We start from the raw sequence: 23,502 nt of genomic DNA, 5'->3' as shown, positions 1-23,502 counted from the left end.
AAATTTTAAATTAAAAACTATGAAAAAAATTCTTTTAACTGCTATGATCGGCTTTGCAGGATTGGTAACTGCAAATACCACTACACTTACTTCAACCCTTTTTAAAACTTTAGAGTCAAAAAGTATAAACTTCTTTAAAAGAATTAAAGTTGATGAATACATTACTGACACAAATGGAACTTCATGGCATATCTATGGCTGGGTAGATGTTTCAATAGGTTGGTCAGGCCCTAAAGTTAATCATTATGATATTCATATGGTCGGTGGTGGACATCACTACCATTTCCAAGGAAAAATAATGCAGGAGCAGGGAGCAAATGGAGATGTTAAAAATACAATTGATGGTACTTTAACAGATGATGAAAAAGGTACTAAAGTAGAAATTGATAATAATATCCAAAATGTGTTATATCAATTAAATGATAATGTAATCAAAAATAACCCGGAGTAAATAATAATTAGCGAGAATATTGTTCTCGCTAATTTAAATATTATAGATATGAAAAAATATCTTATCATGTCAACAGTACTGATTGGCTTGTCATTTACTGAATTTCAGAAAAATAATTTTAATGGAAACTGGAATGTTGTTGATTCTTATAATATAGAACAAATCAATTTAAAGAATCTGGCATTGCATGAGATGGTAAAGAAAAAAATAGTTGAGCAGAAAAGCCAGATTATTTTTTCAGACCAGGATATTATGATTAAACAAAATGATGTTGTTACCGACAAAAGCACAGTCAAAGATTTAAAAAAAATCACTAATGACAGCATTGTTTTTAAATTCGACAATCATGTGGCTTCATTTAAACTAAAAAGTGAAAAAAGCGGAATAATTACGGTTGACAAAACCGCTGTATTTGTTGTTGAAAAATAATAATTTCACTTTACGTAATTAAATAACAAAAGTCCGTTTCATAATTTATGAGATGGACTTTCCCATATAATCCGCTTTTTTAATAATTAATTGAACCAATCCATTTGATTTTCAACTGTAATCATATATAATAAAAACCTGTATACCAGTATTTTGACACTTAATATCAAACATCCATTTAACGCAAAACAATTTATGATTAAATTAGCACTAAATTTTTAGATAATGAAGTTTCATTTTTCCATGCTGATGATTTTCCTGTTTGCTTTAGGGAATTCGCAGAATAAGCAACAGCCCGATACTTTTGTAAAGGATAATTTTATTAAAAAAGAAGTTTATATCCCGATGCGTGATGGGGTAAAGCTTTTCACTTCGGTATATATTCCAAAGGATATTTCCGGCAAGAACAAATATCCTTTCCTGATGCAGCGAACCTGCTACAGCGTGGCTCCATACGGGGAAAATGAATATAAGACGAAGGTCGGCCCGAATTCTTACTTAATGAAAGACAAATACATCTTCGTCTATCAGGATGTACGCGGAAGATATATGAGTGAAGGTACTTTTACCAACATGACTCCACAGGTGGACCACAAAACCAAAAAAGATGTGGACGAAAGCACCGATACCTACGACACCATCGACTGGCTGGTTAAAAACATTAAAGACAACAACGGGAAAGTGGGCCAGTACGGAACTTCTTATCCGGGGTTCTATACGGCAGTTGGGGTTCTTGCACAACACCCTGCTTTGGTAGCCTCTTCACCGCAGGCACCGATCTCCGATTTCTGGAACGACGATTTCCTGCACAACGGAAAAATTATGCTGGGTTACTTCAGGACATTCCCTGTTTTTGGGGTTCAGAAGACAAAACCTGAAAACAAAGCCTGGTACAATGATTCCATGATTAAAGCAACGTCTGAAGACGGACTGAAATTCTACCGTGACATGGGGACTTTGAAAGACCGCTACGAAAAATATTACAAAGACAATTTCTTCATGACCGAGATTATGAATCATCCCAATTACGATGAATTCTGGCAGAAGAGAGGTCTCCTGCCGCATCTTAAAAATGTAAACCATGCCGTGATGACCGTCGGAGGCTGGTTTGATGCGGAAGATCTTTCAGGACCTCTGAATATTTACAAAACGATTGAAAAAACAAGTCCGAAAGCCAAAAACACCATTGTGATGGGACCGTTTTCTCATGGCGGATGGGGTCGTGAAGAGGGAAAACATTTCCACAACCAGATTTATTTCGGCGACAGCATCGCGACCTACTATCAGAAAAACCTGGAAACAAAATTCTTTAACCACTATTTAAAAGGAAACACCAGGCAGGATGCCGGTTTACCGGAAGCTATGATGTACGACACCGGTGCAAAGCAGTGGAGAGAATTTGCAGCCTATCCGCCGAAAGAAGCAACAAAAGTAAACTTCTACCTATCCGGTGGTACTTTGAAAAACACAGCAGGGCAAGGTTTCTCGGAATATTACAGCGATCCGGCTAATCCGGTTTTAAGCTCAGAAAATTTAAGAGATTTCAATGGCTTCACTCCAAGAAATTACATGTCGGAAGACCAGCGTTTCGCAGAAGGCCGGCCGGATGTACTGACTTTCACCACCGACGTTCTGGCAGAAGACCTTACATTAGCCGGTGAAATTATGGCTAAATTAAATATCGCTTCCTCTTCCACCGATGCCGATTTTGCAGTAAAGTTAATTGATATTTATCCTGAAGATTTTAAACCTGTTGAAAAGAAAGAAGGCGTGATCTACGGAAACTATCACCAGATGGTAAGAAGCGAAATTATGCCGGCCAGGTTCAGAAATTCGAAGGAAAAAGCGGAAGCTTTAATTCCCAATCAGAAAACAGCGGTGAACTTCAGGCTTCAGGACGTGGTTCATACCTTTAAAAAAGGACATAAGATCCAGATTCAGATTTCCTCGACCTGGTTCCCGTTATTTGCCATCAACCCGCAGAAATTTATGGCCAATCCGAATTTTGCAACGAAAGAAGATTACACGAAGGCGTTTATCAAAGTGTTTGAAGACAGTGCGATTGAAGTTGAAGTTTTAAAATAAAAATAGGGCTGCGAGAACGCAGCCCTATTTTTTTTGCTTTATCTCACGCAGATTTTGCAGATGACGCAGATTTTTCAATTCGGGTTCGCTTTTTAATATTAAACAAAACGGTTGTCATTCCCGCAGGGAACCTAAACGGAGGATTAGAAGGCGCATGGAAAGATTTGCGTTGAAATTTCTAAGGAAACCGAAGGTTCTTCAATATAATCGATGACGGATGAGATGTTTTAAGCGTGTTGTTGTCATTCCCGCAGGGAATCTAAACTTAGTATTAGAGAAATAACGGAAAAATGTGGTCCGGATGGCTATTGATGGTAAAAAAAATCTCCCACAGATCTGCTTAGATTTTCTCAGATGATGCTGCTTTATTTTATCACATAAGTCACAGAGAATACTCGAATAGCTTGAAAATATTTTAGAATACATGAGATAAAAATCAAAGATTTTTAAAAACTTTTGTGCGCTTTTTACAGCATCTTATTGAACTTTATTAGCAGCATTAGTATCTTTTGTAACTTTTGCGGTGAAAATCCCAGGTTTCCGCGTTTCAAGCAGCCAAAAAGCTACTCTACGATCGTCCGGAATGTCAGGTTTACCCTTGGAGATTTCACTTTGGTTGTAGTCGGCAGGCGGTGCAGCCAGTGATCCTGCGTGGTTCCTTTCATCACCAGCAGGCTTCCGTTTTCAAGGAAAACCTCTGCTTTTTCATTTTCCGTTTTATGCTTGAATAAAAATTTCCTTTCGGCACCGAATGTTAATGACGCGATGGCTCCATGCTTTTTCAGGTCTTTTTCGGCATCGCTGTGGTAGGCCATGCCCTCACTGCCATCGTGGTACAGGTTCAACAGACAGGAATTGTAGGTTTCTCCTGTTACTTCCTCACATCTTCGCTTGAGTTCCAGCAGTTCCGGTGTCCAGGGCTTTGCCTGCTTTGTACGCTTGGAATAAGTATATTCAAAGGGCTTGTCCCCAAACCAGGCTACTTTTCTCTTGGTGATAATCAGTTTTCCGAAAATAACGGCTTCATCGTTTTCCCAAGGAATCCGGTTGAATAAATAGTCGTAGTAAAAATCCGATTTTTCTTTGGAGAAAACTTTCCCGTAATAATGAACGGTCCCGTCTTTAGGAAGGAGGTTTGCCGGATTTTCTGATGGGTCTTCAAAGAGGCTGAGCATTGCTATTTATGTTTTGTATTACAGCTTAAAATGTATAAATGATAAGCTTTGGCTAAAGCCCAATGTCATTAAGTTAAGGTCTTATAGATTTTTTTTATAGTTTTTAGTGACCTTTGGTTTCGCTCTGACTCTGTATTTTAAAATATTCCTTTTAAAGGATCTTTTGGGTCTGACGGGGATCATATGAGAAGCAAAAAGAATTTTAAGCTCTGCCACTATATCCTCTTTTTTTACATTGCTAAAGAGCAAATTCAAAATTCTGTTTTTCATCAAGCTGTAAGAAAGGGAAGTATTGACTTTGTACCGGTACTTCTTTTTCGTATCAACTTCATTAAGCTCCTGTTCGAGTTCTCTGACAATAAGGGTCTGTATATTGCTTACAAGCAAAGTAGAATAGAAATCCTGTAAGATGCTGTTGTTTGAGTAACCGGAAAATTCCTCCAGGTGAAGCTTGTTTTTGATTTCATCAAAATAGGTTTCTATGCCCCAGCGTTCAAAATATAGGGCTTTGAAAATCTCCGAAGGATAACAAGCCTCATCTAAAAGAGAGGTTGCAAGAACTTCGATGGTGCCATTATCCAGTACGACACGCAACAATCTTACCTTAAAAGTATAGTCTCTACCATAATCTTTTCCTGACAGATCTACGTTGGGAGAAGGCTTAAAGTCTGTTATCATACTGGATATTCCGCTTTTGACGAAATCTTTTATGGTTTGGTTCAAACCTACTTTTACGCGCATAAGGTAGTTAAAATTTCTTTTGTGATGCTGATAAAAGAAATCAAATGAAGCAAAACCACGGTCATATAGCAGCAGATCATTATGGCAACAATGAGCCAACAGCTCAAGAGCCTGTAAACGTTCATCAGTATCTATAGAAGAAAGTACCCCTTTTAAACAGATTTTATTGATTGTATCATACAGTACGCAGGCTTTGGCCTGTACGCAGGTATGAGAAGTCTGGTTTTTGGATACACCATAAATCTCTTCCAGCTCTCGGGTTTGAGGTAGATTAATTCTCGAACCATCAATAGCCAACAGACGAAGACCATTGAATTTGGTCTGTACTGCAGAATTATCTGTATAGAATTCTTCCACAAGCCGCTTGTTCAGATGAATAAAAACCTCGGGCTTTATCTTTTTTCTGTTCTGTACGTATGCACTTTTTGTAAAAGTATTCTGTGTCTGGCCCAAAGATCTTATATAGTGAATGAAATTTACAATCTCACAGGACAGGCTTTTGGTAATGAAGTTGAGCATAAACAAAAGCGTATTTGAAAAGCTCAACTTCCTTTTGCGGGTGAAATCTCTGCTACTCATCCTGTATTCATTACAAATAGCCACGCTGTGGATTTCCTCCTCCAATGATAATAAAATATCTGAAACATTTTTTTTGCATAATAAGAAAATGAAAGATTAAATCTCAAATTTAGCAAAAACATAACACTAAAAAATACTAACTTAATGACATTGGGCTAAAGCCTATAAAATTTTTCTATTTGGACGGGTTAAAGCCCGTTTCTATTGATGAAATTCTTTAACCGTATGGGTGAAAAACTGATCCGAAACGTTTCTAATATCCGGAATAAATCTTTGCGCTCTCCCACCCGATCATCATCTGCTTCCGGTCGATTCCCCACATGTAGCCGCCGATTTTCCCGGACGACTGGATCACACGGTGACAGGGAATAAGAAATGCTACCGGATTGCTTCCGATGGCGGTTCCGACAGCTCTTGAGGCTTTGGAATGGCCTATCTTTTCAGCTAATGTTCCGTAGGTTGATAATTTTCCCATCAGGATGGTTAAGAGGCTTTCCCAGACTTTCAATTGAAAATCGGTTCCTTTCAAATGGAGCTTTACAGTCTTGAGTTCGGTCCAGTCCGTACTGAAAATAGACAGTGCGGTGTTCTGGAAATCATCCTGTTTTTCAAAAAAAGAAGCATTGGGAAATTTAGCCCGTAAATCTCCCAATGCTTTTTGTATATCGTTTTCAAAAGCCAGATAGCAGATTCCTTTTTCAGTGGAAGCGGCAATCACATTTCCGAAAGGGCTTCCGGAAAAGCTGTAATTGATGTTGAGGCTTTTTCCTCCGTTTTTATATTCTGCCGGAGACATCCCTTCGATCTTCACAAACAGATCATGCAGCCTGCTGGTGCTCGAAAATCCCGTCTCGTAGGCGGTATCAAATAAACTCGCTTTTTCTTCCTTCAGTAAGCTTTTGGCATGTTCAAGACTGATGAACTGCAAAAACTTCTTCGGACTTGTTCCCGCCCAATCGGAAAACATCTTCTGAAAATGGGCCGGACTCAAACTGATTTCTTCCGCCACTTCCTCCAAACCCGGCTGAAGCTTAAAATTGCTGCGGATATAGGCTATCGCTTTGGCAATTCTTTCGTAATCGATCTGATTTTGTGTGGACATATTCGTTTATTTTACCTCACAAATTTCCGAAGAATACCGGGCAGAAAAAATCCGATTCCTGCGGAATTTAGTTGTTGTTATAGATATGGTAATACGCCAGCATTTTGTAATACAGCTTTGCCGCTAAGAATGCGCTTGGCTTTGCCATCGGAGAATCCATTAATTCTACGATATCAAATGCGACCACATTGCATTTTTCAAATACTTTTCTCAATAATTCCAAAGTCGGATACCATTGCAAGCCACCCGGTTCCGGAGTTCCTGTTGACGGACAAAGCGAAGGATCAAACGCATCAAGGTCGATGGTGATGTACACATTTCCGGAAACCTGCTCCAATACGTCATTCACCCAGTTTTCGTTGTTGGCAATTTCGTGCGCGAAGAATACTCTTCCTTCCGGCAGGTACTGCGCTTCCTCAACATCCATAGAACGGATTCCCACCTGTACCAGGTTATGCTTCTGGTTGGCTTCAAAAACCGCACAGGCATGGTTGGACGTAGAGCCGTGAAATTCCGGACGAAGATCGGTATGCGCATCCAGCTGAAGGACCGTTAAGTTTTCAAACTTCTCCCCTACCGCACGGATTGAACCGATGGAAACGGAATGCTCTCCTCCGAAAAGAGTAAACAATTTTCCGTCATGATTCAAAAGCTCTTTTATTTTCTGGTAAACGGCTTCCGTCATGGCTTCCGGTGTAGCATTTTCAGAAATTTCTCCGGCTAGATAAACACCTTCCAGATAAGGTTCCGTCTGCGTTTCAATGTCGTAAAGCTCCATGTTTTCGGAAGCATCCAGGAAAAGTTCCGGGCCTTTATCGGCTCCTTTTCCCCAGGTTGAGGTTCCGTCATAAGGAACGGTTACCAGCACTACTTTCGAGTTTTCCAATGATGCATTTTCTTCAGGAATTCCTGCGTATGTCTTCATGTTTTGTGTAGAATTAAATGATTTCGGCAAAGATACGAAGAAGTTTGGAGATGGGTGAATTGGTAGTGCGCAATAAGCAATGAGTAATATTCTTATTAATGTTTAATAAAAATAATTTACAGCTCAAAAAATTGATATTTTTAATTTTATTAAAAATTAATTTAACTTTATTAAAATAATTTTTACTTTTGTACAAATTATCAGAAATGAAACTTCCTATTGTATGTCCGAGTTGTGAATCGGCTTTGCAGGTCAGCCAGATGAAATGCAGCCATTGTGAAACGACGGTTAACGGCAACTACGAGCTTCCTCTTTATTTACAGCTTACCCGCGAAGAGCAGGAATTTATCCTCAGTTTTTTTCTTTCAAGCGGAAGCATTAAGGAAATGGCAAAACAGGCAGGACTGTCCTATCCAACGATGAGAAACAAGATGGACGATCTGATCGGAAAAATTGAAACCCTGAAAAAATAACTTATGAACTGGAAACTACTCTTTAATCCTTTCGGAATCTACAGTGAAAAGCAGCTTTTGGTATCCGGTATCCTGATTACCGCAGCAGGTTCCTTTTTAGGCGCTCTTTTAAATGTGACTTTTGACGGCGTCCTGGATGTTCATCAATATGAAACCAACTTTTTAACAAGCTTAAAAGAAAACAGCATCAACGTCGCCTGTATTTTCATTGTGCTTTTCATCCTGGGTAAACTGATCAACCGAAAGACAAGGGCGATTGATATTCTTAACACGTCCATGGTGTCCCGGTTCCCGCAATACATCAGCGCGGTGATCACTGCTTTGCCGCTGCTGAAAAGAATCGAAGATGAAATCATCAATCACCAAGACGACCTGCAGCATTTGAACTTTAAACCATTGGACCTCGCCCTTCTTTTTGTAATAAGCATGCTGCTTCTAACGATTACGGCTTATTATATTGTTCTTTTGGTGAACGGTTTTAAAACCGCTGTCAATGCCAAAAAATGGCAGCATTTTGTAGGTTTCGCCGCTGCTTTGATCATTGCTGAAATTATTTCTAAACTTTTAATATCCCTTTAATCATGAAAATAAAAACATTATTTGTACTCGTATCATTACTGTTCACCTATTTTTTACAGGCACAGACCATCGAAGGATCATGGAAAGGCGAACTTGAATTCCAGGGCATGAAACTTCCATTAATTTTAAACATTAAGAAAAACGGAAGCCTTTACTCTTCCACTATGAACAGTCCGAAACAAGGTGCCAAAGATATTCCCGTCGATAAAACAGATTTTGCGAACAACGAACTTTCCTTTGAACAGAAAATGCTGGGCGCTACTTATAAAGGAAAACTGACCGACGGAAAAATCGAAGGAACGTTTTCCCAGAACGGTATGCAGCTGCCACTGACTTTTACACCGAATACAGAAAACGGATCCGGCCTTAACCGTCCGCAGACCCCGAAACCGCCATTCAACTATGATACGGAAGATGTTTCCTTCCAAAATCCAACAGATAAAAACACACTGGCAGGAACCTTCGCTCAGCCTGAAAATTTTGATAAAAACAAACCTATTTTGGTGCTGATCACCGGTTCCGGAACCCAGAACCGCGATGAAGAACTTTTCGGGCATAAGCCTTTTGCCGTGATCGCCGATGATTTCGCGAAAAAAGGAATTGCGACATTGAGGCTTCATGACAGGGGAGCCGGAAGCTCTTCCAAGGGTTCAGCAAGCGACACTTCCTATAATTTCGCCACCGATATCAATACCGCAGTCGGTTACCTGGTTTCTAAAGGATATAAAAATATCGGGCTGCTCGGGCATTCCGAAGGCGGAATGATTGCACCGATCGTTGCTGCTACGAACAAGAACGTAAAATTCCTCGTCCTGATGGCAGCACCCGGCACTCCGGTAGATCAGCTGTTGATTCAGCAAAATGAAAAAGCAGGAAAACTGATGGGACAAAGTGATCTTCAGACGCAGCAAAGCAGAAAAGTCAATTCCGAAATTTACGGTTTTATTAAAAATTATTCCGGGAATACTTATGAAAAAGACCTTCAGCAGTTTCTGACTAAAAATTTTGCAGGGCAGCTGAGTGAAGAAGCCATCCAGAATATTCAGCGTCAGACTTCCAGCGCCTGGTTTCGGTATTTTCTGAAATTTAATCCGGACAGCTATCTGTCGAAGATCAAAATTCCGGTTCTTGCCTTGAACGGAAGCCTCGATTTCCAGGTTCCTGCAAAAGAGAACCTTGAAGCCATTAGTCAATCCCTGAAAAAAGCAGGCAATATGAATTTTAAAACGGAAGAATTGCCGGGGCTGAATCATCTTTTCCAGGAAGCCAAAACAGGTGCCTTTTCCGAATATGCCGATATCGAGCAGACCATTTCTCCTGCCGCCATGGATAAAATGACCGATTGGATCGTAAAAATGAAAAAGTAATGAGCAAATGCTTTCCGTAATTCTGAAAGGTTTGTTATTTTAGTAAAAAATTTCAGATATGCCTTTAAAAGCTGTGCTGTTCGATATGGATGGCGTGATTGTAGATACGGAACCTTTGCACAGAAAAGCCTATTTTAAAACATTTAACGACCTGGGAATCGAAGTTTCCGAAGATCTGTACACTTCTTTCACGGGAGCTTCGACGAAAAGAGTCTGTGATACACTGATTCGTGAGTTCGATTTAAAGCAGACCTTCGAAGAGATTGCAGATACCAAAAGAAATTATTTCAAGGATTACTTTTACAATGATGAGGACTTTGATCTGATCTCCGGAGTAAAAGACCTCATCCAGCATTATTACGACAACGGAATCAAATTAATTCTGGCGTCTTCCGCTACGATGACGACCATCAATATGGTTTTTGAAAAATTTGAGCTGGAAAAATATTTTATGGGAAAGATCAGCGGGGCCGACCTGAAGGAATCCAAACCTCATCCCGAAGTCTTTCTGCTGGCCGCCGAAATGGCCGGGGAACCGGTAGAAAACTGCATGGTGATTGAAGATTCCACCAACGGAATTCTGGCGGCGCACCGGGCAAAAATTTTCTGTGCAGCATACAGAAGCCTGCATTCCAAAAACCAGGATTATACATTGGCAGACACGGTGGTTTCTGATTATTCGGATCTGGAAATCGATAAAATTTCGCAGTATTTTGATTAAACCTCACCGGTTTTAAGATACCTACAACGATAAAACAGGCCGTCCAAATGATTGAACGGCCTGTTTCTATTGTTGGATAAGACTTTTTCAGCAAAAATCTTATTTATATCCTAAGAGTTTCAATATGTCTTCCGGTTCCTGTTTTTCACGGAAAATCTCGTACTGCAAATTGCCGTTTTCATCTTTATGAATCAGGATATGTCTTGGCTGCGGCATCAAGCAGTGATGAACTCCGCCGTAACCGCCAATGGTCTCCTGATAAGCTCCTGTGTGGAAAAAACCGATGTATAAAGGTTTGGTATCACTGAAGACAGGCAGGTAAATGGCATTGGTATGCTGTTCGGAATTGTAATAATCATCGGAATCACAGGTTAATCCACCTAAGAACACCCTTTCATAGGTATCATCCCAACGGTTTAACGGAAGCATGATGAAGTGTCTTGAAATTGCCCAGGTATCGGGAAGGGTTGTCATGAAAGAAGAGTCGATCATGTTCCACTTTTCCCTGTCGTTCTGACGCTTTTGGGAAATGATTTTGTAAATGTTCGCGCCGCTTTCCCCTACGGTAAAGCTTCCGAATTCGGTATAAATATTCGGTTCTTCAACGCCTTCTTCTTCACAGAATTTTTTGATCTGGGAAACGATTTCTTCCACCATGTACTGGTAATCGTAATCAAACTGCAAAGACGTTTTAATAGGGAAACCACCACCGATATTTAATGAATTTACTTCGGGAGCAATTTTCTTCAGACGTGCATATACACGGAGACATTTATATAATTCGTTCCAGTAATATGCCGTGTCTTTGATTCCCGTATTAATAAAGAAATGAAGCATTTTCAGCCTTGCATTCGGGTGCTCGGCAATTTTCTGGCTGTAATACGGAATGATATCCTTATATCCGATTCCTAATCTTGAGGTATAAAATTCGAATTTCGGCTCTTCCTCGGAAGCAATCCTGATTCCGATATCAAAAGTCGTGTCGATGCTCTCTGTAAGCTTATCCAATTCACGGTAATTATCCAGAATTGGCGTAATATTTTCAAAACCGCTATTGATCATTTCTGATATTTTCGCCAGGTAATCATCGGTTTTGAAACCGTTGCAGATTACTTCTATATCTTTCGTTACTTTTCCTTCGTGATAAAGGGATTTCACGATATCCATGTCATAGGCGGAAGAAGTTTCAATCGAGATATCGTTTTTCAACGCTTCTTCAAGAACGAATTTGAAATGACTGGATTTTGTGCAGTAGCAATACGTATAATTCTTTTTATATTCGGTTTTCTCGAAGGCTTCCTTAAACCAGCTTTTGGCTTTCTGGATATTCTGAGAAATTCTCGGCAGATAGCTAAGCTTTAGCGGAGTGCCAAATTTTTCCACTACTTCCATTAAAGGAATATCGTGGAACAACAAATTGTTCTCAGAAACATTGAATTCCTCGGTAGGGAAATACAACGTCTGATCAATAAGTTCCGAGTACTTTATTTTCATTTCTAAACAGGTGAATTAAGAATGCAAAATTGCTAAAAAAGTTTGGTTTTTTAACGTTAAAATTATTATAAATTTCAATCGCTTTATTTGCAAAAACGCAGCCTTATTATCAATATGTGAACTTCTGAATATATTCTTCCCGTTTATTTTCAGAGATTCCCAAAACCTCTTGAATATATCGATCTGTTGAACCGTATTTCTTATTAATTTCGTTAAATGCAGCATCAAGATAAGAAGTTTGTACCCAACTTAATTTTTCCAGTACACCGATATCCAGTTTAGGATAAATGAAATGAAGGTCTCGGGACAGGCTGAGACGCCGCTTCACCAATTTTTCTCTGTAATTGTTAGATAAAAGATAATCGTTATAAATCGTTTCCTTATCAAACCTCAAAATCGTAAGGATCAGAGCTGTAATGATTCCCGTACGGTCCTTTCCGGCAGTACAATGATACAAAACAGGTGTATCGGAGTCTAAAATTTCCGTGATGATTTTTCTGATGACTTCGGGATGTTCCGTTACATAATTCCTGTAGAAATCCAGCATTCTTTTTTCGGCATCGGCACCGTTTACTTTTCCTTTCAAAACTAGTTTTTTTGCCTGATCCAGCTGGTCTCCTTCATCTTCAAATGCTGAATAATTTTTATAGGCAATTCCTTCCGGAAGGCGATCCGGCTTCTTAGCGATTTCTTTTGAATTCCGCAGATCGATGATTTCCTGTATTCCCAGGTTTTCAATTCTTTTAAACGATTTCTTTTTGAGCTTAAAAAGATTAGCCTCAGCGGTATTTTGTCCGTATTCCGGTTCGGAAATTTGCTGTGTTCTGCAGGAGAACACACTGATGAATACGAGCAAAAGAAAAGGTATTTTTAGAATGGATTTCATATTTATTTAACAGTGGATTTTCGTGTAGAATTGCAGGTATTTAGGTTTTGGCTAAAGCCGATTGGATTAGATTTATTTGTAAACGGGCTAAAGCCCGTTTCTATTAATATTAAAAAGACTTAATTCCCAAATCTACCTGCTTGTGAGAGAAAAGTTCCATTCACAAATAATTTTTCCCGATAAAAATCAGCAGATCACCCTGTTCATATTCAATGCTTACTTCATCTTCTATGGCAAAATTCCGGGTTCCTATTCTGGAAGTGATGCTTAAATTTCCTTTGGTCAGCGGCCAGTTCAGTCCTTGGGTGGTAATATTTTCTACAGAAGGAAATGGATAAAGAGAAATCAATTTACCTTTGACTCCTGTTACCGTTATTTTTTTAGGAATAAAATAATATTCGGAAAATTCGTCATAAAATTTAATGTCCATCCGGTCTTTACATCCGAAAGCTACGGTAAGATTTCCCAGAAAATGGTCCTGTTCTCCCCCACTTCCGCCCAGCACTTCTACCTGATGAAAGCCTTTTTCCATTATAATTTCAAGGGCCTTTTGAAAATCGGTTTTGTCCTGATCCGGGGTATAAATAAATTTTTCATCGTAAATCCCTTCATCCTTTCCTGAATGCGAATCGAAATCACCGGAAACGAAATCCAACTTTTCGAGCGGGAAGCCCAGCTTTTTCAGATAATGAAAGGCGCCATCGGTACAGGCTACCAGCCCATATTTTTCTGGATCGGGGAAAGATTCAGGAGCGTCTCCGTTAATGAAAAGTAGGGCTTTATCTTTCATTCGGATTCCAGTATTCTTCCGGTTCGTTATTGATTTTAGAGATGTATCTTGCCAGAACAAAGAGATAATCCGACAGCCGGTTCAGGTATTTGATCAGTTCGGGACGCACTTCTTCCGATTCATTTAAGAACACCAGCGAACGTTCTGCTCTTCTGCAGATGGTTCTGGCCGCATGCAGAAAAGTAGCTGCTTTTCCGCCGCCGGGAAGAATAAAATATTGCAGGGGTTCCACCTTTTCGTCGAAAGCATCCATCCAGTGTTCCAGCTCTTCAACCTCAACATCCGAAATGACCAATGGCAGACGCGATTTTCCATTCGCCAGCATCAGCTTATCAACAGGAGTTGCCGCTTCGGAGCCAACAGTAAATAAATCGAACTGGATTTTTTTTAATTGTCTTAAAACTTCTTCATCTTCGATATGGCTTTTGGCAATCCCGATAAATGAATTCAATTCGTCTATATTGCCGTAGCTGTCTACCCTTGCGCTGGCCTTTGAAACCCTGGTCCCGCCGTAAAGTGCGGTCTGGCCTTTATCGCCCGTTTTCGTATAAATTTTCATAAGACTAAATTACTTTTTTAAACTAAAGGCGGCAAATTTTGGAAAGGAAGATTTGATGATGGTGTCTGTAGAAATTAAACTAATCTTTCCCATGCTTTTCTCTAATACTATATTTAGATCCCTTAGATGACAAGCAGGCGCTCAAAAAATGTAATTTATCTCCTATTTTCAACTTCATTACATCATTTTTAACGCAAAGTATTATTTGCTTAATAGATATAATTTAAAGAAATCAAGAAAGGATCAGCAGGCTGATCTGATGAAGCGGACACATTATTTGCCTGTTTCTCAAGTGGCTTTGTTGCTATGCTTTGTTTCCTTTAAAACAGAAGGAGCAACGATCAGATTTTGTGTTAATTAAATTCCATTCATACTAAACAAGTCAGTATCAAATAAAATAATTACAATAAAAATGACCGGTCCTGAAAGGCCGGCCACTCTCAAATTATTTATCTACCTAACATTGCTTAAGTATGAGTATTTAACGCAAAAATGTCCATAATTATTTTAAAAAATCAAAAATATTTTCATTCTGAAAATCCTACTGACAAACTGTTGTCATCACTCAGTTTTACCTTTGTATCAATCAAAATAAACAATATTAAAAATTATGACAACAACAGCAACTACCACGAAAAAATTCATCACAGCCGAACAAATTTTAGAGCACTGGCAAGGACACCGCAACCTGACCCGAAGAGTAATCGAAGCATTTCCTGAAAAAGAACTGTTCGAATTTTCAATTGGTGGTATGAGACCGTTCGCCAAACTGGCGGTCGAACTGATCAGCATTGGAGGACCAGGGACCAAAGGAATTGTTGAGAACCAAATGGAAGGTTACGATGAAGAGAAATTCAATCCGAAAACAAAGGAGGAGCTTCTGAAAAAATGGGATGAAGAAACGGAAATCATCAACCGGTATTTTGTACAGATCTCTGAGGAACGTTTCCAGGAAACTTTCAATCTGTTCGGGCAATATGAGTTCCCGGTATACCAGAACATTTTATATTTTATCGATAATGAAGTGCATCACCGCGGACAGGGTTATACTTACCTCAGGGCTTTAGGCATCGAGCCGCCATTCTTCTGGGAAAGATTCCCTGTGATGTAGCAGTCATCAGACACCGGATCTGTCAAATAATAGAGCTTTCAGAAATTCTGAAAGCTTTTGTAATTTTTTATCCCGGAAGAATATTTTTAAAGAAGGTGATTATATTGTATTTAAGTTTTATAAAAATTTTCGAGGTCCCGAATTCTTCTTTATCATAACCGATGGGAAAACCTTTTTCCTTCCAGCAAAAATGCAGAACAAGCAGAAACTGCTGTTGAGGAAACAATGGCACTAATAAGAGCAAGCGCATCCCTAAAAACTTCATAATTTCTGTATAAACGGTTTAACTAATTTCAGTATTTCTTTAAAATATCTTTAATCAAATCTTTAAGGCTATCCTTTAAAAATTCAGGTTCCAGCACCTCTGCATAATCGGCAAACGTAATCAGCCAGCGTGGAAATCCTTCTTTGATCCAGTCGGTTTCGAAGATCAGCTCAATTCCGTCTTCGCGTTCAATCTCTTCTACCAAGCCGTAATATTTTTTGGAATTCACCAGATGTCCGATAATCTTTTTTTCCACCAAAAGCCTCACTCTCGTTCTGTTTCCGTTTGGGGACTGCCGGTAATCGTTGATCTGTCCGTATTCCTGTAAGAACGGGTTTTGGGTTTTGAAGATTTTCAAAATACGGTCTACCCGGAATTGCCGGAAATCATTCCGCAAGGTACAGAACGCCATAATATACCAATAGTTGAACTCAAAGAAAACACCCACTACTTCGATGGTCCGGGTAGAAACTTGGGCATCTACCGTTTCGTATTCCAGGGTCAGCTGCTTTTTTTCAGCAATGCTTTCAAGGATTATCGGAATGATATTCTGAATTTTGTCTTCCGTCTTGGGATGGTAATTAAAAACATCAATCTGCTTTTCAATATTCTCGATGAGGTTTTTATCCGAATATTTCAGGACAGAACGTACCTTTTCCATCGCATTCTGGTAATGGTTTCCCAGACTTTCATGCAAAAATTTCTGCATCAGTTTCTCAGCCGTGATAAAACTCAGAACTTCTTCTTTCGTGAACATTACCGGCGGAAGCTTATAGCCTTCCATCAGGGAATAGCCGCTTCCGGCTTCACCGATGATGGGAATTCCTGCATTTTCCAGGGTCTTTACATCCCGGTAAATGGTCCGGACGCTTACCTCGAATTTTTTAGCCAGGTCCTGTGCTCTCACCAAAGGTTTAGATTGCAGCTGTGTGAGAATAGCGGTTACCCGGTCGAGTTTTTTGAGATAATGGTCGTTCATTTTTTATGATTGATAAATGATGGGTTATGGTTATGGTGATAGATGATCTATTTTTTATTGTTACATTGATAAATTGTTACATTGTTACCTTGTTACATTTTAAGACTGTTTACCAGTTTATCCAGATTCAGGCTTCTTGCTGAGGCATCGAAGATTTCCCGGTAGGTTCCGTTGATCTGCACCAGTTCGTCATGGGTTCCGCTTTCCACGACTCGGCCTTTTTTCATCACATAAATTTTATCCGAATCCAGAATCTGCGACAGCGAATGGGAAATGATGATCACCGTTCGGCCCGCTTTGATCGCATCCAGAGAATTTTTGATCTGTTCGGTGGCGATGGCGTCGAGACTTGCCGTAGGTTCGTCCAGGAAAATAATCGGCGGATCTTTTAGAAATAACCGTGCAATGGCAATTCTCTGCTGCTGGCCTCCCGAAAGCTGTGTGGCATCATGCCTGTATCCGTCCGGCAAATCCAGGATCTGCTCGTGAAGATACGCTTTTTTGGCGGCTTGCTCAATTTCTTCAAAAGAGGCATTCATGTTTCCATATCGGATGTTGTCTTCTATACTTCCCTGGAAAATATGGTTTTTCTGAAGCACCAGTCCAAGGTCGTTACGGAGAAAAGTATTATCATATTCATTAAGCCCCACATGATCCAGCAGAATTTCCCCGGAATCCGGCAGGTAAAATTTACACAGCAGATTGATGATGGTCGATTTCCCCGCGCCGCTCAGTCCTACAAGAGCTGTTGTTTTTCCGTTCTCTATTTTCATCGAGACGTCATGCAATGCCTGGGTTCCATTCGGATAAGTAAAATTGATATTTTTCAATTCAAAATTCCCTTTGATCTCTTTTTCCACGAAATTTCCGTCCGGTTCCTTCTCATCATCTGCATTCAGGATATCAAAATAGCCTTCCGCATAGATCATCGCATCGTTCATATCGTCATAAATCCGATGCAATTGGCGGATCGGTGCTGAAACATTGTTAAACAGCATAATGTGCAGCATTATTGCTCCGATGGTCATCTGCTGATCCAGCACCAGGTAGACCGTCAGCAGAATGATTAATACGACACCAAACTGCTCGATAAAGGTTTTCAGCCCATCATAAATAAAATTCGTTTTCCGGGTAAACATCTGGCTTTCCATAAGCTGCATCTGTAAGTCGTATTGTTTTTTGCCTTCAAACTTTTCGCGGACAAAGCTTTTAATCACCATAATGGAATTGATCAGGTTTAATAAACCGGAAGTCTTTTGTTCACGCTGATTTCTTAAAGTCCTTCTTACCCCGCTAAGCTTTTTTGCCTGCAGGGAACTCACATAAAAGTAAATTGGGACAATGATCGTAGAAACAAGACCAACATAAACGTTTTGCAGATACATGATAATCAGTGCGATGATAGAATTGGAGAACAGCGGCAGCATATCAATGAAAAAATTCTGTACCAGCCGCGTCAGACTTTCAATTCCTCGGTCAATCCGGATCTGCAGTTTTCCCGATTCGTGGTTTTCATCATTAAAATAAGCCACTCGATACGTCAATATCTTATCAATTGCCGATTGCGCAAGTACGGAACTGACATTGATTCTGATTTTCTCACCGTAAAATTTCTGACCGAAATTGATGAAAATGTTCAGTAATTCCTTTCCCAGTAAAATGACAGAGATTACAACCAATACATGAATGCCTTCCGACATCGGATGAGGGAGATGGGTGAGTTTCGTTACTTCATCTACCGTATATTTCAGCACCAATGGGTTTACCTGTGCGGCAAGGGCTCCTAAGAAAGTAAGGAACAGCGTTCCGTAGATCATCAGCCGGTAGGGTCTGATAAAAGGAACCAGTTGCTTATAAATGCCGAATAAAGTAAGGGTTCGGTTGAAAGGTTTTGCCATAGGAAATGATTTTAAAGGAAAAACGTACCGTTTCGCAGAGAAAAGGTACGTTTTATTCTATTTTTAAGCAATGATTCTGCCCGTAATTTTAGTTTTCAAACAGGTAAGTGGTGAGATAATGCAGCTCCGGTGTGCCCGCTGCTCTGGATTCGGCTTCGGCCTGCTCCAGCGAATAGAGGGAATTGATTTCCTTCTTCTGGAAAACAAAAGCATTGTTGGCATTTTTATCCACCACTTCATTAAAAATATGCTGGATTTCAGGATTTCCCATAGAGGTAAAACTGATATCTTTGAATCCGTACATCAGTCTCAGGCCATCATACTGTGCAAAATTTTCATCTACAAAGCTCTGCAATTGAGCTCTGGATTCAAAATTCCCTGCCCAGATATTGTAGGCATAGCTTTTCTTATTCGATTTATCGAAAATACTCTGGTATACGAAATTTTCTCCTAGATAGGCTTCCCGTACCTGAGGATCGTTCGCCAGCTCTTCCGGAAGACCCTCTTTCAGGATTCTTCCTTCAAACATGATGTAGGTTTTGTTGGTAATCGCCAGCGTTTGCTGAACGTTGTGGTCGGTGATCAAGATCCCGATATTTTTATCGGTAAGGCTTCTTACGATTTTCTGGATGTCTTCCACGGCAATCGGGTCTACCCCTGCGAAAGGCTCATCGAGAAGAATAAAACTGGGGTCGGTAGCAAGACAACGGGCAATTTCCGTTCTCCTTCTTTCCCCTCCTGACAAAAGGTCCCCACGGTTTTTACGGACGTGCTGCAAAGAAAATTCTTCAATCAGCTCATCACATTTGATCTGCTGCTCGCGCTTTGAAAGCTTGGTAAGCTGCAATACACCCATGATGTTCTCTTCCACCGAAAGTTTCCTGAACACGGAAGCTTCCTGGGCAAGGTAGCCGATGCCCTTCTGGGCCCTGCGGTACATGGCATCTCTCGTAATTTCCTGTTTGTCCAGAAAAATTTTCCCGGAAGTCGGCTTAACCAACCCAACAATCATATAAAACGAAGTGGTTTTCCCCGCCCCGTTCGGACCGAGCAATCCCACAATCTCCCCTTGCTGAACCTGTACAGAAACGCCCTTTACCACTTTTTTAGGACCGTATTCTTTGATTAAGTTTTCTCCGCGTAAAATCATAAAGGCAAAGATAAAGTTTTTTTGAATTGGATATTAACGTTTAAAAACCAGAACATAAAGTTTATGATATTTTAATACTGCTTTTTTATCTCACTTTGCAGAAGCTTTCTGTCTTAAAACCCAACAATTTTAATTAAATTTAAACTCAAAACTAACACTGCTATTACTATGGAAAATAACAAGCAACTGACTGAGCTTCTGGCCCTGGATCTCGGCGTGAATATCATCAACAGGAGACCTTATGCCAAGGAGGTTTTCAAATGGCAGGATATGGATCTTCTTCCGCATTCTTCCACCGATACCCTGCTTTGCGAAATTTATGAGTGGAACGGAAGAAACTGGAGAACGACGAATAATAACCTGATCGGCTATCTATTTTCAGGCGATCAGTTAGGCACTGTTAAAAACCAGCTGATGAATGTACAGAAGTTTCCTGCCCTGATTCCTGATTTTGAATTTACGAAAGAAAGCATGATAGAGTTTGGACTTTCCCTGCCTTCTCTATTCAATATCGGAATTCGGGGAGATATTGATAAGGCCAAAAATTTTTCAATCAAAGTAAACGGCGTCACGAAATCCAGGATTACAAATATCGATTCCCCAGGCATCGAAATTCTGAGAAAATATTCCGAATTCACCCAGAATGAATCACGATCGTATAGGAAAAATATCAAGTTCAATTTTTTGAGCACTTCCCTTTTCTATGCAGAGAGTGTGGAAATCAACCTGGAAAAAGAAGCAGGGGTAAACCTGGATGTCAGCTTTGAGACCCAGCATGTTGAGGTACAGGCAAATGTAAACACCGATACCAAAAAGAATTTTACCTTAAAATATACCGGAAACCAGGCACCTTTCGCCGCTAAATTTACCAAAGGGAAAGATTTTAATATCATGTAATTAAATTATTTCCAAACTGTGTGATAATTTTTATTACCTTAGGTTTCTAATCCAATAAAATATTTATCATGAAAAAGTTAACGAAAAAAGATTTAATGAAAATCAACGGTGGAAATATCCGTCCGCCGGATGCCAACGGAAACTGTCCTGCAGGATGGTACCTGTGTCCGTCCAATATCTGTGTTTATGATAACGGCGGCCAGAGCCCTATTGTTCCGGGAAGCCCCCATTACAATGCATGCTTTGGTTAATATGAAGATATCTGCTCAATCAAACCTCACAGGTTTTTGAAACCTGTGAGGTTTCACTATCATACAACAAAATGAGAGGCTGTCCATATGATCAGAACAGCCTCTCATTTTATTTAAAGCAAATAATATTATCCGTTTAAAAGCATTGCCGCTTCTTTGGAAAAATACGTAAAGATCATATCTGCTCCGGCTCTTTTGATGCAGGTCAAGCTTTCAATGATCGTTTTATCGTTATCCAGCCAACCGTTCTGTGCAGCAGCTTTTACCATGGCATATTCTCCGCTTACATTATACACTGCAACCGGAAGATCGATCGCTTCACGAACTTTAGTGACAATATCCAAATATGGAAGCCCCGGCTTGATCATAATGATGTCTGCTCCCTCTTCAATATCTTTAAAGACTTCATTAAGTGCTTCGCGGGAATTATGAAAATCCATCTGATAAGTCTTTTTATCTTTCGGAATCTCCATATTATCTTTCGGAGCACTGTCTAAAGCACTTCTGAAGGGTCCGTAGAACGAACTTGCATATTTTGCTGCATAGCTCAAAATCCCCACATCTGTAAATCCGTTTTCTTCCAATGCCTCACGGATTACCTGAACCCTTCCGTCCATCATGTCGCTGGGTGCTACAATGTCAGCCCCTGCTTCTGCATGTGACACCGACATTCTGGCCAACGCGTCATTGGTGGCATCATTTACAATTTTCCCGTTTTCGATGATTCCGTCGTGGCCATAGATTGAATACGGGTCCAGCGCGACATCGGGCATAATGATCATTTCCGGAACAGCATCTTTAATGGCTCTGATGGTGTTCTGCATCAGTCCGTTTTTATTCCATGCCTCTTTACCGGTATTGTCTTTAAGGTCATCCGACACTTTCATATACAGATTTACCGCTTTTACGCCTAAAGAAAACAGCTCCTTACATTCCTTCACCGTCAGATCAATACTTCTCCTGAAAATTCCCGGCATCGACGGGATCGGTTCTTCTTTATTTTCGCCCTCCATTACGAAGATCGGCATTACAAAATCGTTGGTGGTAAGGGTGCATTCTCTTACCAGACTTCTCATGGATTCGTTTACCCTTAGCCTTCTATTTCTTGAATGTATCATTTTGGAATACTTTTTGAACAAAATTTAATACAAATTTACTACAAGTATTATAAAAAACTATTGCGTAGCATTATAGAATTAATTAGTTTTGTTTAAATATTCCTAAGAAATTATAATTTGATGAGAAAACTTTTACTTTTGTTAATCTTTTTAGCCGGTTTTGTTGGATTTTCCAACAATGTAAAGGCGCAAATTAAGGAGCCGGCTGCCTTCTCTCAGAAGTCTGATGATGGGGTACTTGTTGCTTATCCAAATCCTGCTAAGGACTTTCTTATCGTTAAAGCAAAAGATCAGAACCTAAAAATAAAAAGCGTAATTTTTTATTCTATTTTAGGTACACAGGTCGCCAGCTATTCGGTAAACATGAATTCAGGGGAGATCAATATTGAAAAATTAAAGCCCGGTAAATACCTGATCCGGTATATTTTGAGTGACAACACCATGAAGGTCACGCAAATTGTAAAACAATAAATTAAATCCTGATAATCATCAGGATTTTTTCTTTTAGCTTAATTATTCCGTAACTTTCGGAACATTTTTATACTAATTATAAAAACAGATTAATGCTAAAAGCCGAACATATAAGAAAGACCTACAATGCAGGCAAAAAGGTGGCTTTGGATGATTTCAGCATCCATGTTCCGAAAGGCAGCGTATATGGTCTTCTGGGTCCGAACGGAGCCGGGAAAACCTCTTTCATCCGCATCATCAATCAGATTACGCAGGCTGATTCCGGAAACATCCAGATCAACGGACAAAATCTCAATCCAGACCATATCAAAGACATCGGCTACATGCCTGAAGAACGCGGATTGTATAAAAACATGACGGTCGGCGACCAGCTTCTTTATTTCGGTGAGCTGAAAGGTATGAAAAAGAGCGATGCGCTTCAGGAAGCCAAAAAATGGTTCGACAAACTTCATATCGACCAGTGGTGGAAGAAAAAACTGTCTGAACTTTCTAAAGGGATGGCTCAAAAAATCCAGTTTGTAGTAACCATTCTCCACCGTCCGCATCTCCTGATCCTTGATGAGCCGTTTTCGGGTTTTGATCCTGTAAATGCCAATCTGATCAAAGACCAAATCATCGACCTGAAAAACAACGGAACGACCATCATCCTATCGACCCACCGGATGGAAAGTGTGGAAGAAATGTGTGATTATGTTGCTCTGATCAATCATTCCAAAAAGATTATCGACGGGCGGGTTTTCGATGTTCGGGAAAAATTCAAAAAAAATATTTTCGGGATTACCCTTTCTGACGTAAATGATTCCCAGCTGGAAGCTTTCAGGAGCAAATACGAGATTTTCAATATGAATCATGAGAACAGTCTTCTTTCTTTTGACCTGAAAAATGCAGCCGATCAGAACCACATTCTCTTGGACCTGATCAACGTAGGAAAGGTAAGATCATTCGATGAAAAAATTCCGAGCATGAATGAAGTTTTTATTAATGCGGTAAGCACCGATTCTTAATC

At 39.9% G+C, this 23,502-nt stretch carries 23 protein-coding genes and 1 pseudogene; 12 read left to right on the top strand and 12 right to left on the bottom strand.

What is annotated here, in order from left to right; all coding sequences use genetic code 11:
* Nucleotides 1-19: 19 nt before the first annotated feature.
* From QE422_RS07155 to QE422_RS07145, 3 genes are all read left to right on the top strand, one after another.
* Nucleotides 20-451, top strand: coding sequence for a hypothetical protein (locus QE422_RS07155; protein ID WP_307456280.1), 432 nt, complete (start codon nucleotides 20-22; stop codon nucleotides 449-451).
* A gap of 66 nt (nucleotides 452-517) precedes the next feature.
* The gene (locus tag QE422_RS07150) at nucleotides 518-880 is read left to right on the top strand and encodes a hypothetical protein (protein WP_307456279.1); all 363 of its coding nucleotides are present in this window, start codon (nucleotides 518-520) and stop codon (nucleotides 878-880) included.
* 225 nt (nucleotides 881-1,105) lie between these two features.
* Nucleotides 1,106-2,965: a CocE/NonD family hydrolase gene (locus QE422_RS07145; protein WP_307456278.1), complete on the top strand. Its 1,860-nt coding sequence runs from the start codon at nucleotides 1,106-1,108 to the stop codon at nucleotides 2,963-2,965.
* 563 nt (nucleotides 2,966-3,528) lie between these two features.
* On the opposite strand, the gene QE422_RS07140 is transcribed toward QE422_RS07145, so the two are convergent.
* The 4 genes from QE422_RS07140 to speB form a co-directional block, all read right to left on the bottom strand.
* Nucleotides 3,529-4,140: an alpha-ketoglutarate-dependent dioxygenase AlkB gene (locus tag QE422_RS07140; RefSeq protein WP_307456276.1), complete on the bottom strand. Its 612-nt coding sequence runs from the start codon at nucleotides 4,138-4,140 to the stop codon at nucleotides 3,529-3,531.
* A gap of 81 nt (nucleotides 4,141-4,221) precedes the next feature.
* On the bottom strand, nucleotides 4,222-5,460 hold the full coding sequence (locus tag QE422_RS07135; RefSeq protein WP_307454373.1) for an IS4 family transposase: 1,239 nt from the start codon (nucleotides 5,458-5,460) through the stop codon (nucleotides 4,222-4,224).
* Between the two features lie 253 nt (nucleotides 5,461-5,713).
* Nucleotides 5,714-6,562, bottom strand: coding sequence for a methylated-DNA--[protein]-cysteine S-methyltransferase (locus QE422_RS07130; protein ID WP_307456273.1), 849 nt, complete (start codon nucleotides 6,560-6,562; stop codon nucleotides 5,714-5,716).
* A gap of 67 nt (nucleotides 6,563-6,629) precedes the next feature.
* The gene (gene speB, locus QE422_RS07125; protein WP_307456271.1) at nucleotides 6,630-7,487 is read right to left on the bottom strand and encodes an agmatinase; all 858 of its coding nucleotides are present in this window, start codon (nucleotides 7,485-7,487) and stop codon (nucleotides 6,630-6,632) included.
* Nucleotides 7,488-7,693: 206 nt separating this feature from the next.
* Here speB and QE422_RS07120 point away from each other — a divergent pair, with 206 nt between their 5' ends.
* The 4 genes from QE422_RS07120 to QE422_RS07105 are packed head-to-tail and all read left to right on the top strand — an operon-like array spanning nucleotide 7,694 to nucleotide 10,627.
* Nucleotides 7,694-7,960 (top strand): DUF2089 family protein, encoded by a 267-nt coding sequence (locus tag QE422_RS07120; protein ID WP_307456269.1) that lies wholly within the window; start codon nucleotides 7,694-7,696, stop codon nucleotides 7,958-7,960.
* A 3-nt stretch (nucleotides 7,961-7,963) separates the two neighbouring features.
* The gene (locus tag QE422_RS07115) at nucleotides 7,964-8,539 is read left to right on the top strand and encodes a YIP1 family protein (protein ID WP_307456268.1); all 576 of its coding nucleotides are present in this window, start codon (nucleotides 7,964-7,966) and stop codon (nucleotides 8,537-8,539) included.
* A 2-nt stretch (nucleotides 8,540-8,541) separates the two neighbouring features.
* Nucleotides 8,542-9,906, top strand: a complete 1,365-nt coding sequence (locus QE422_RS07110; protein ID WP_307456267.1) for a S9 family peptidase — start codon at nucleotides 8,542-8,544, stop codon at nucleotides 9,904-9,906.
* A 58-nt stretch (nucleotides 9,907-9,964) separates the two neighbouring features.
* Nucleotides 9,965-10,627 carry an HAD family phosphatase gene (locus QE422_RS07105; RefSeq protein WP_307456265.1) on the top strand — a complete coding sequence of 221 codons (663 nt, stop codon included), beginning with the start codon at nucleotides 9,965-9,967 and terminating at the stop codon, nucleotides 10,625-10,627.
* Nucleotides 10,628-10,726: 99 nt separating this feature from the next.
* On the opposite strand, the gene QE422_RS07100 is transcribed toward QE422_RS07105, so the two are convergent.
* The 4 genes from QE422_RS07100 to QE422_RS07085 form a co-directional block, all read right to left on the bottom strand.
* A complete protein-coding gene (locus tag QE422_RS07100) occupies nucleotides 10,727-12,121 on the bottom strand; it encodes an arginine decarboxylase (RefSeq protein ID WP_307456264.1) in 1,395 nt (464 codons plus the stop codon).
* Between the two features lie 109 nt (nucleotides 12,122-12,230).
* Nucleotides 12,231-13,007, bottom strand: a complete 777-nt coding sequence (locus tag QE422_RS07095) for a tyrosine-protein phosphatase (protein WP_307456262.1) — start codon at nucleotides 13,005-13,007, stop codon at nucleotides 12,231-12,233.
* Between the two features lie 160 nt (nucleotides 13,008-13,167).
* Nucleotides 13,168-13,797: a thiamine diphosphokinase gene (locus QE422_RS07090; RefSeq protein ID WP_307456261.1), complete on the bottom strand. Its 630-nt coding sequence runs from the start codon at nucleotides 13,795-13,797 to the stop codon at nucleotides 13,168-13,170.
* On the bottom strand, nucleotides 13,787-14,356 hold the full coding sequence (locus tag QE422_RS07085; RefSeq protein WP_307456260.1) for a cob(I)yrinic acid a,c-diamide adenosyltransferase: 570 nt from the start codon (nucleotides 14,354-14,356) through the stop codon (nucleotides 13,787-13,789). The genes QE422_RS07090 and QE422_RS07085 overlap by 11 nt, the downstream gene beginning before the upstream one ends.
* A 610-nt stretch (nucleotides 14,357-14,966) precedes the next feature.
* On the opposite strand from QE422_RS07085, the gene QE422_RS07080 reads away from it, so the two are divergent.
* Nucleotides 14,967-15,467, top strand: coding sequence for a DinB family protein (locus QE422_RS07080; RefSeq protein WP_307456258.1), 501 nt, complete (start codon nucleotides 14,967-14,969; stop codon nucleotides 15,465-15,467).
* Nucleotides 15,468-15,760: 293 nt separating this feature from the next.
* On the opposite strand, the gene QE422_RS07075 is transcribed toward QE422_RS07080, so the two are convergent.
* The 3 genes and pseudogenes from QE422_RS07075 to lptB form a co-directional block, all read right to left on the bottom strand.
* Nucleotides 15,761-16,711 (bottom strand): YafY family protein, encoded by a 951-nt coding sequence (locus tag QE422_RS07075; RefSeq protein WP_307456257.1) that lies wholly within the window; start codon nucleotides 16,709-16,711, stop codon nucleotides 15,761-15,763.
* Between the two features lie 92 nt (nucleotides 16,712-16,803).
* On the bottom strand, nucleotides 16,804-18,528 hold the full coding sequence (locus QE422_RS07070) for an ABC transporter ATP-binding protein (protein ID WP_307462306.1): 1,725 nt from the start codon (nucleotides 18,526-18,528) through the stop codon (nucleotides 16,804-16,806).
* Nucleotides 18,529-19,033: 505 nt separating this feature from the next.
* A pseudogene (lptB, locus tag QE422_RS07065) lies at nucleotides 19,034-19,759 on the bottom strand (LPS export ABC transporter ATP-binding protein); the annotation flags it as partial.
* 168 nt (nucleotides 19,760-19,927) lie between these two features.
* Between lptB and QE422_RS07060 the strand changes: the two are divergent.
* Both QE422_RS07060 and QE422_RS07055 read left to right on the top strand, forming a co-directional pair.
* Nucleotides 19,928-20,656 (top strand): hypothetical protein, encoded by a 729-nt coding sequence (locus QE422_RS07060; RefSeq protein WP_307456255.1) that lies wholly within the window; start codon nucleotides 19,928-19,930, stop codon nucleotides 20,654-20,656.
* Nucleotides 20,657-20,724: 68 nt separating this feature from the next.
* Nucleotides 20,725-20,907 (top strand): bacteriocin, encoded by a 183-nt coding sequence (locus QE422_RS07055; RefSeq protein ID WP_307456253.1) that lies wholly within the window; start codon nucleotides 20,725-20,727, stop codon nucleotides 20,905-20,907.
* A 128-nt stretch (nucleotides 20,908-21,035) separates the two neighbouring features.
* Here QE422_RS07055 and hemB read toward each other — a convergent pair whose 3' ends face one another.
* The gene (gene hemB / locus QE422_RS07050) at nucleotides 21,036-22,025 is read right to left on the bottom strand and encodes a porphobilinogen synthase (protein ID WP_307456251.1); all 990 of its coding nucleotides are present in this window, start codon (nucleotides 22,023-22,025) and stop codon (nucleotides 21,036-21,038) included.
* 120 nt (nucleotides 22,026-22,145) lie between these two features.
* Here hemB and QE422_RS07045 point away from each other — a divergent pair, with 120 nt between their 5' ends.
* Together QE422_RS07045 and QE422_RS07040 are read left to right on the top strand one after the other, a co-directional pair.
* Nucleotides 22,146-22,496 (top strand): T9SS type A sorting domain-containing protein, encoded by a 351-nt coding sequence (locus tag QE422_RS07045; protein WP_149247971.1) that lies wholly within the window; start codon nucleotides 22,146-22,148, stop codon nucleotides 22,494-22,496.
* A gap of 92 nt (nucleotides 22,497-22,588) precedes the next feature.
* The gene (locus QE422_RS07040) at nucleotides 22,589-23,500 is read left to right on the top strand and encodes an ABC transporter ATP-binding protein (RefSeq protein WP_307456249.1); all 912 of its coding nucleotides are present in this window, start codon (nucleotides 22,589-22,591) and stop codon (nucleotides 23,498-23,500) included.
* Nucleotides 23,501-23,502: the final 2 nt, after the last annotated feature.

Source organism: Chryseobacterium sp. SORGH_AS_0447 (assembly GCF_030818695.1).
Lineage (GTDB): Bacteria > Bacteroidota > Bacteroidia > Flavobacteriales > Weeksellaceae > Chryseobacterium.
Note: the sequence above shows the minus strand (reverse complement) of the source record. Positions and strands in the feature narration are given on the sequence as shown.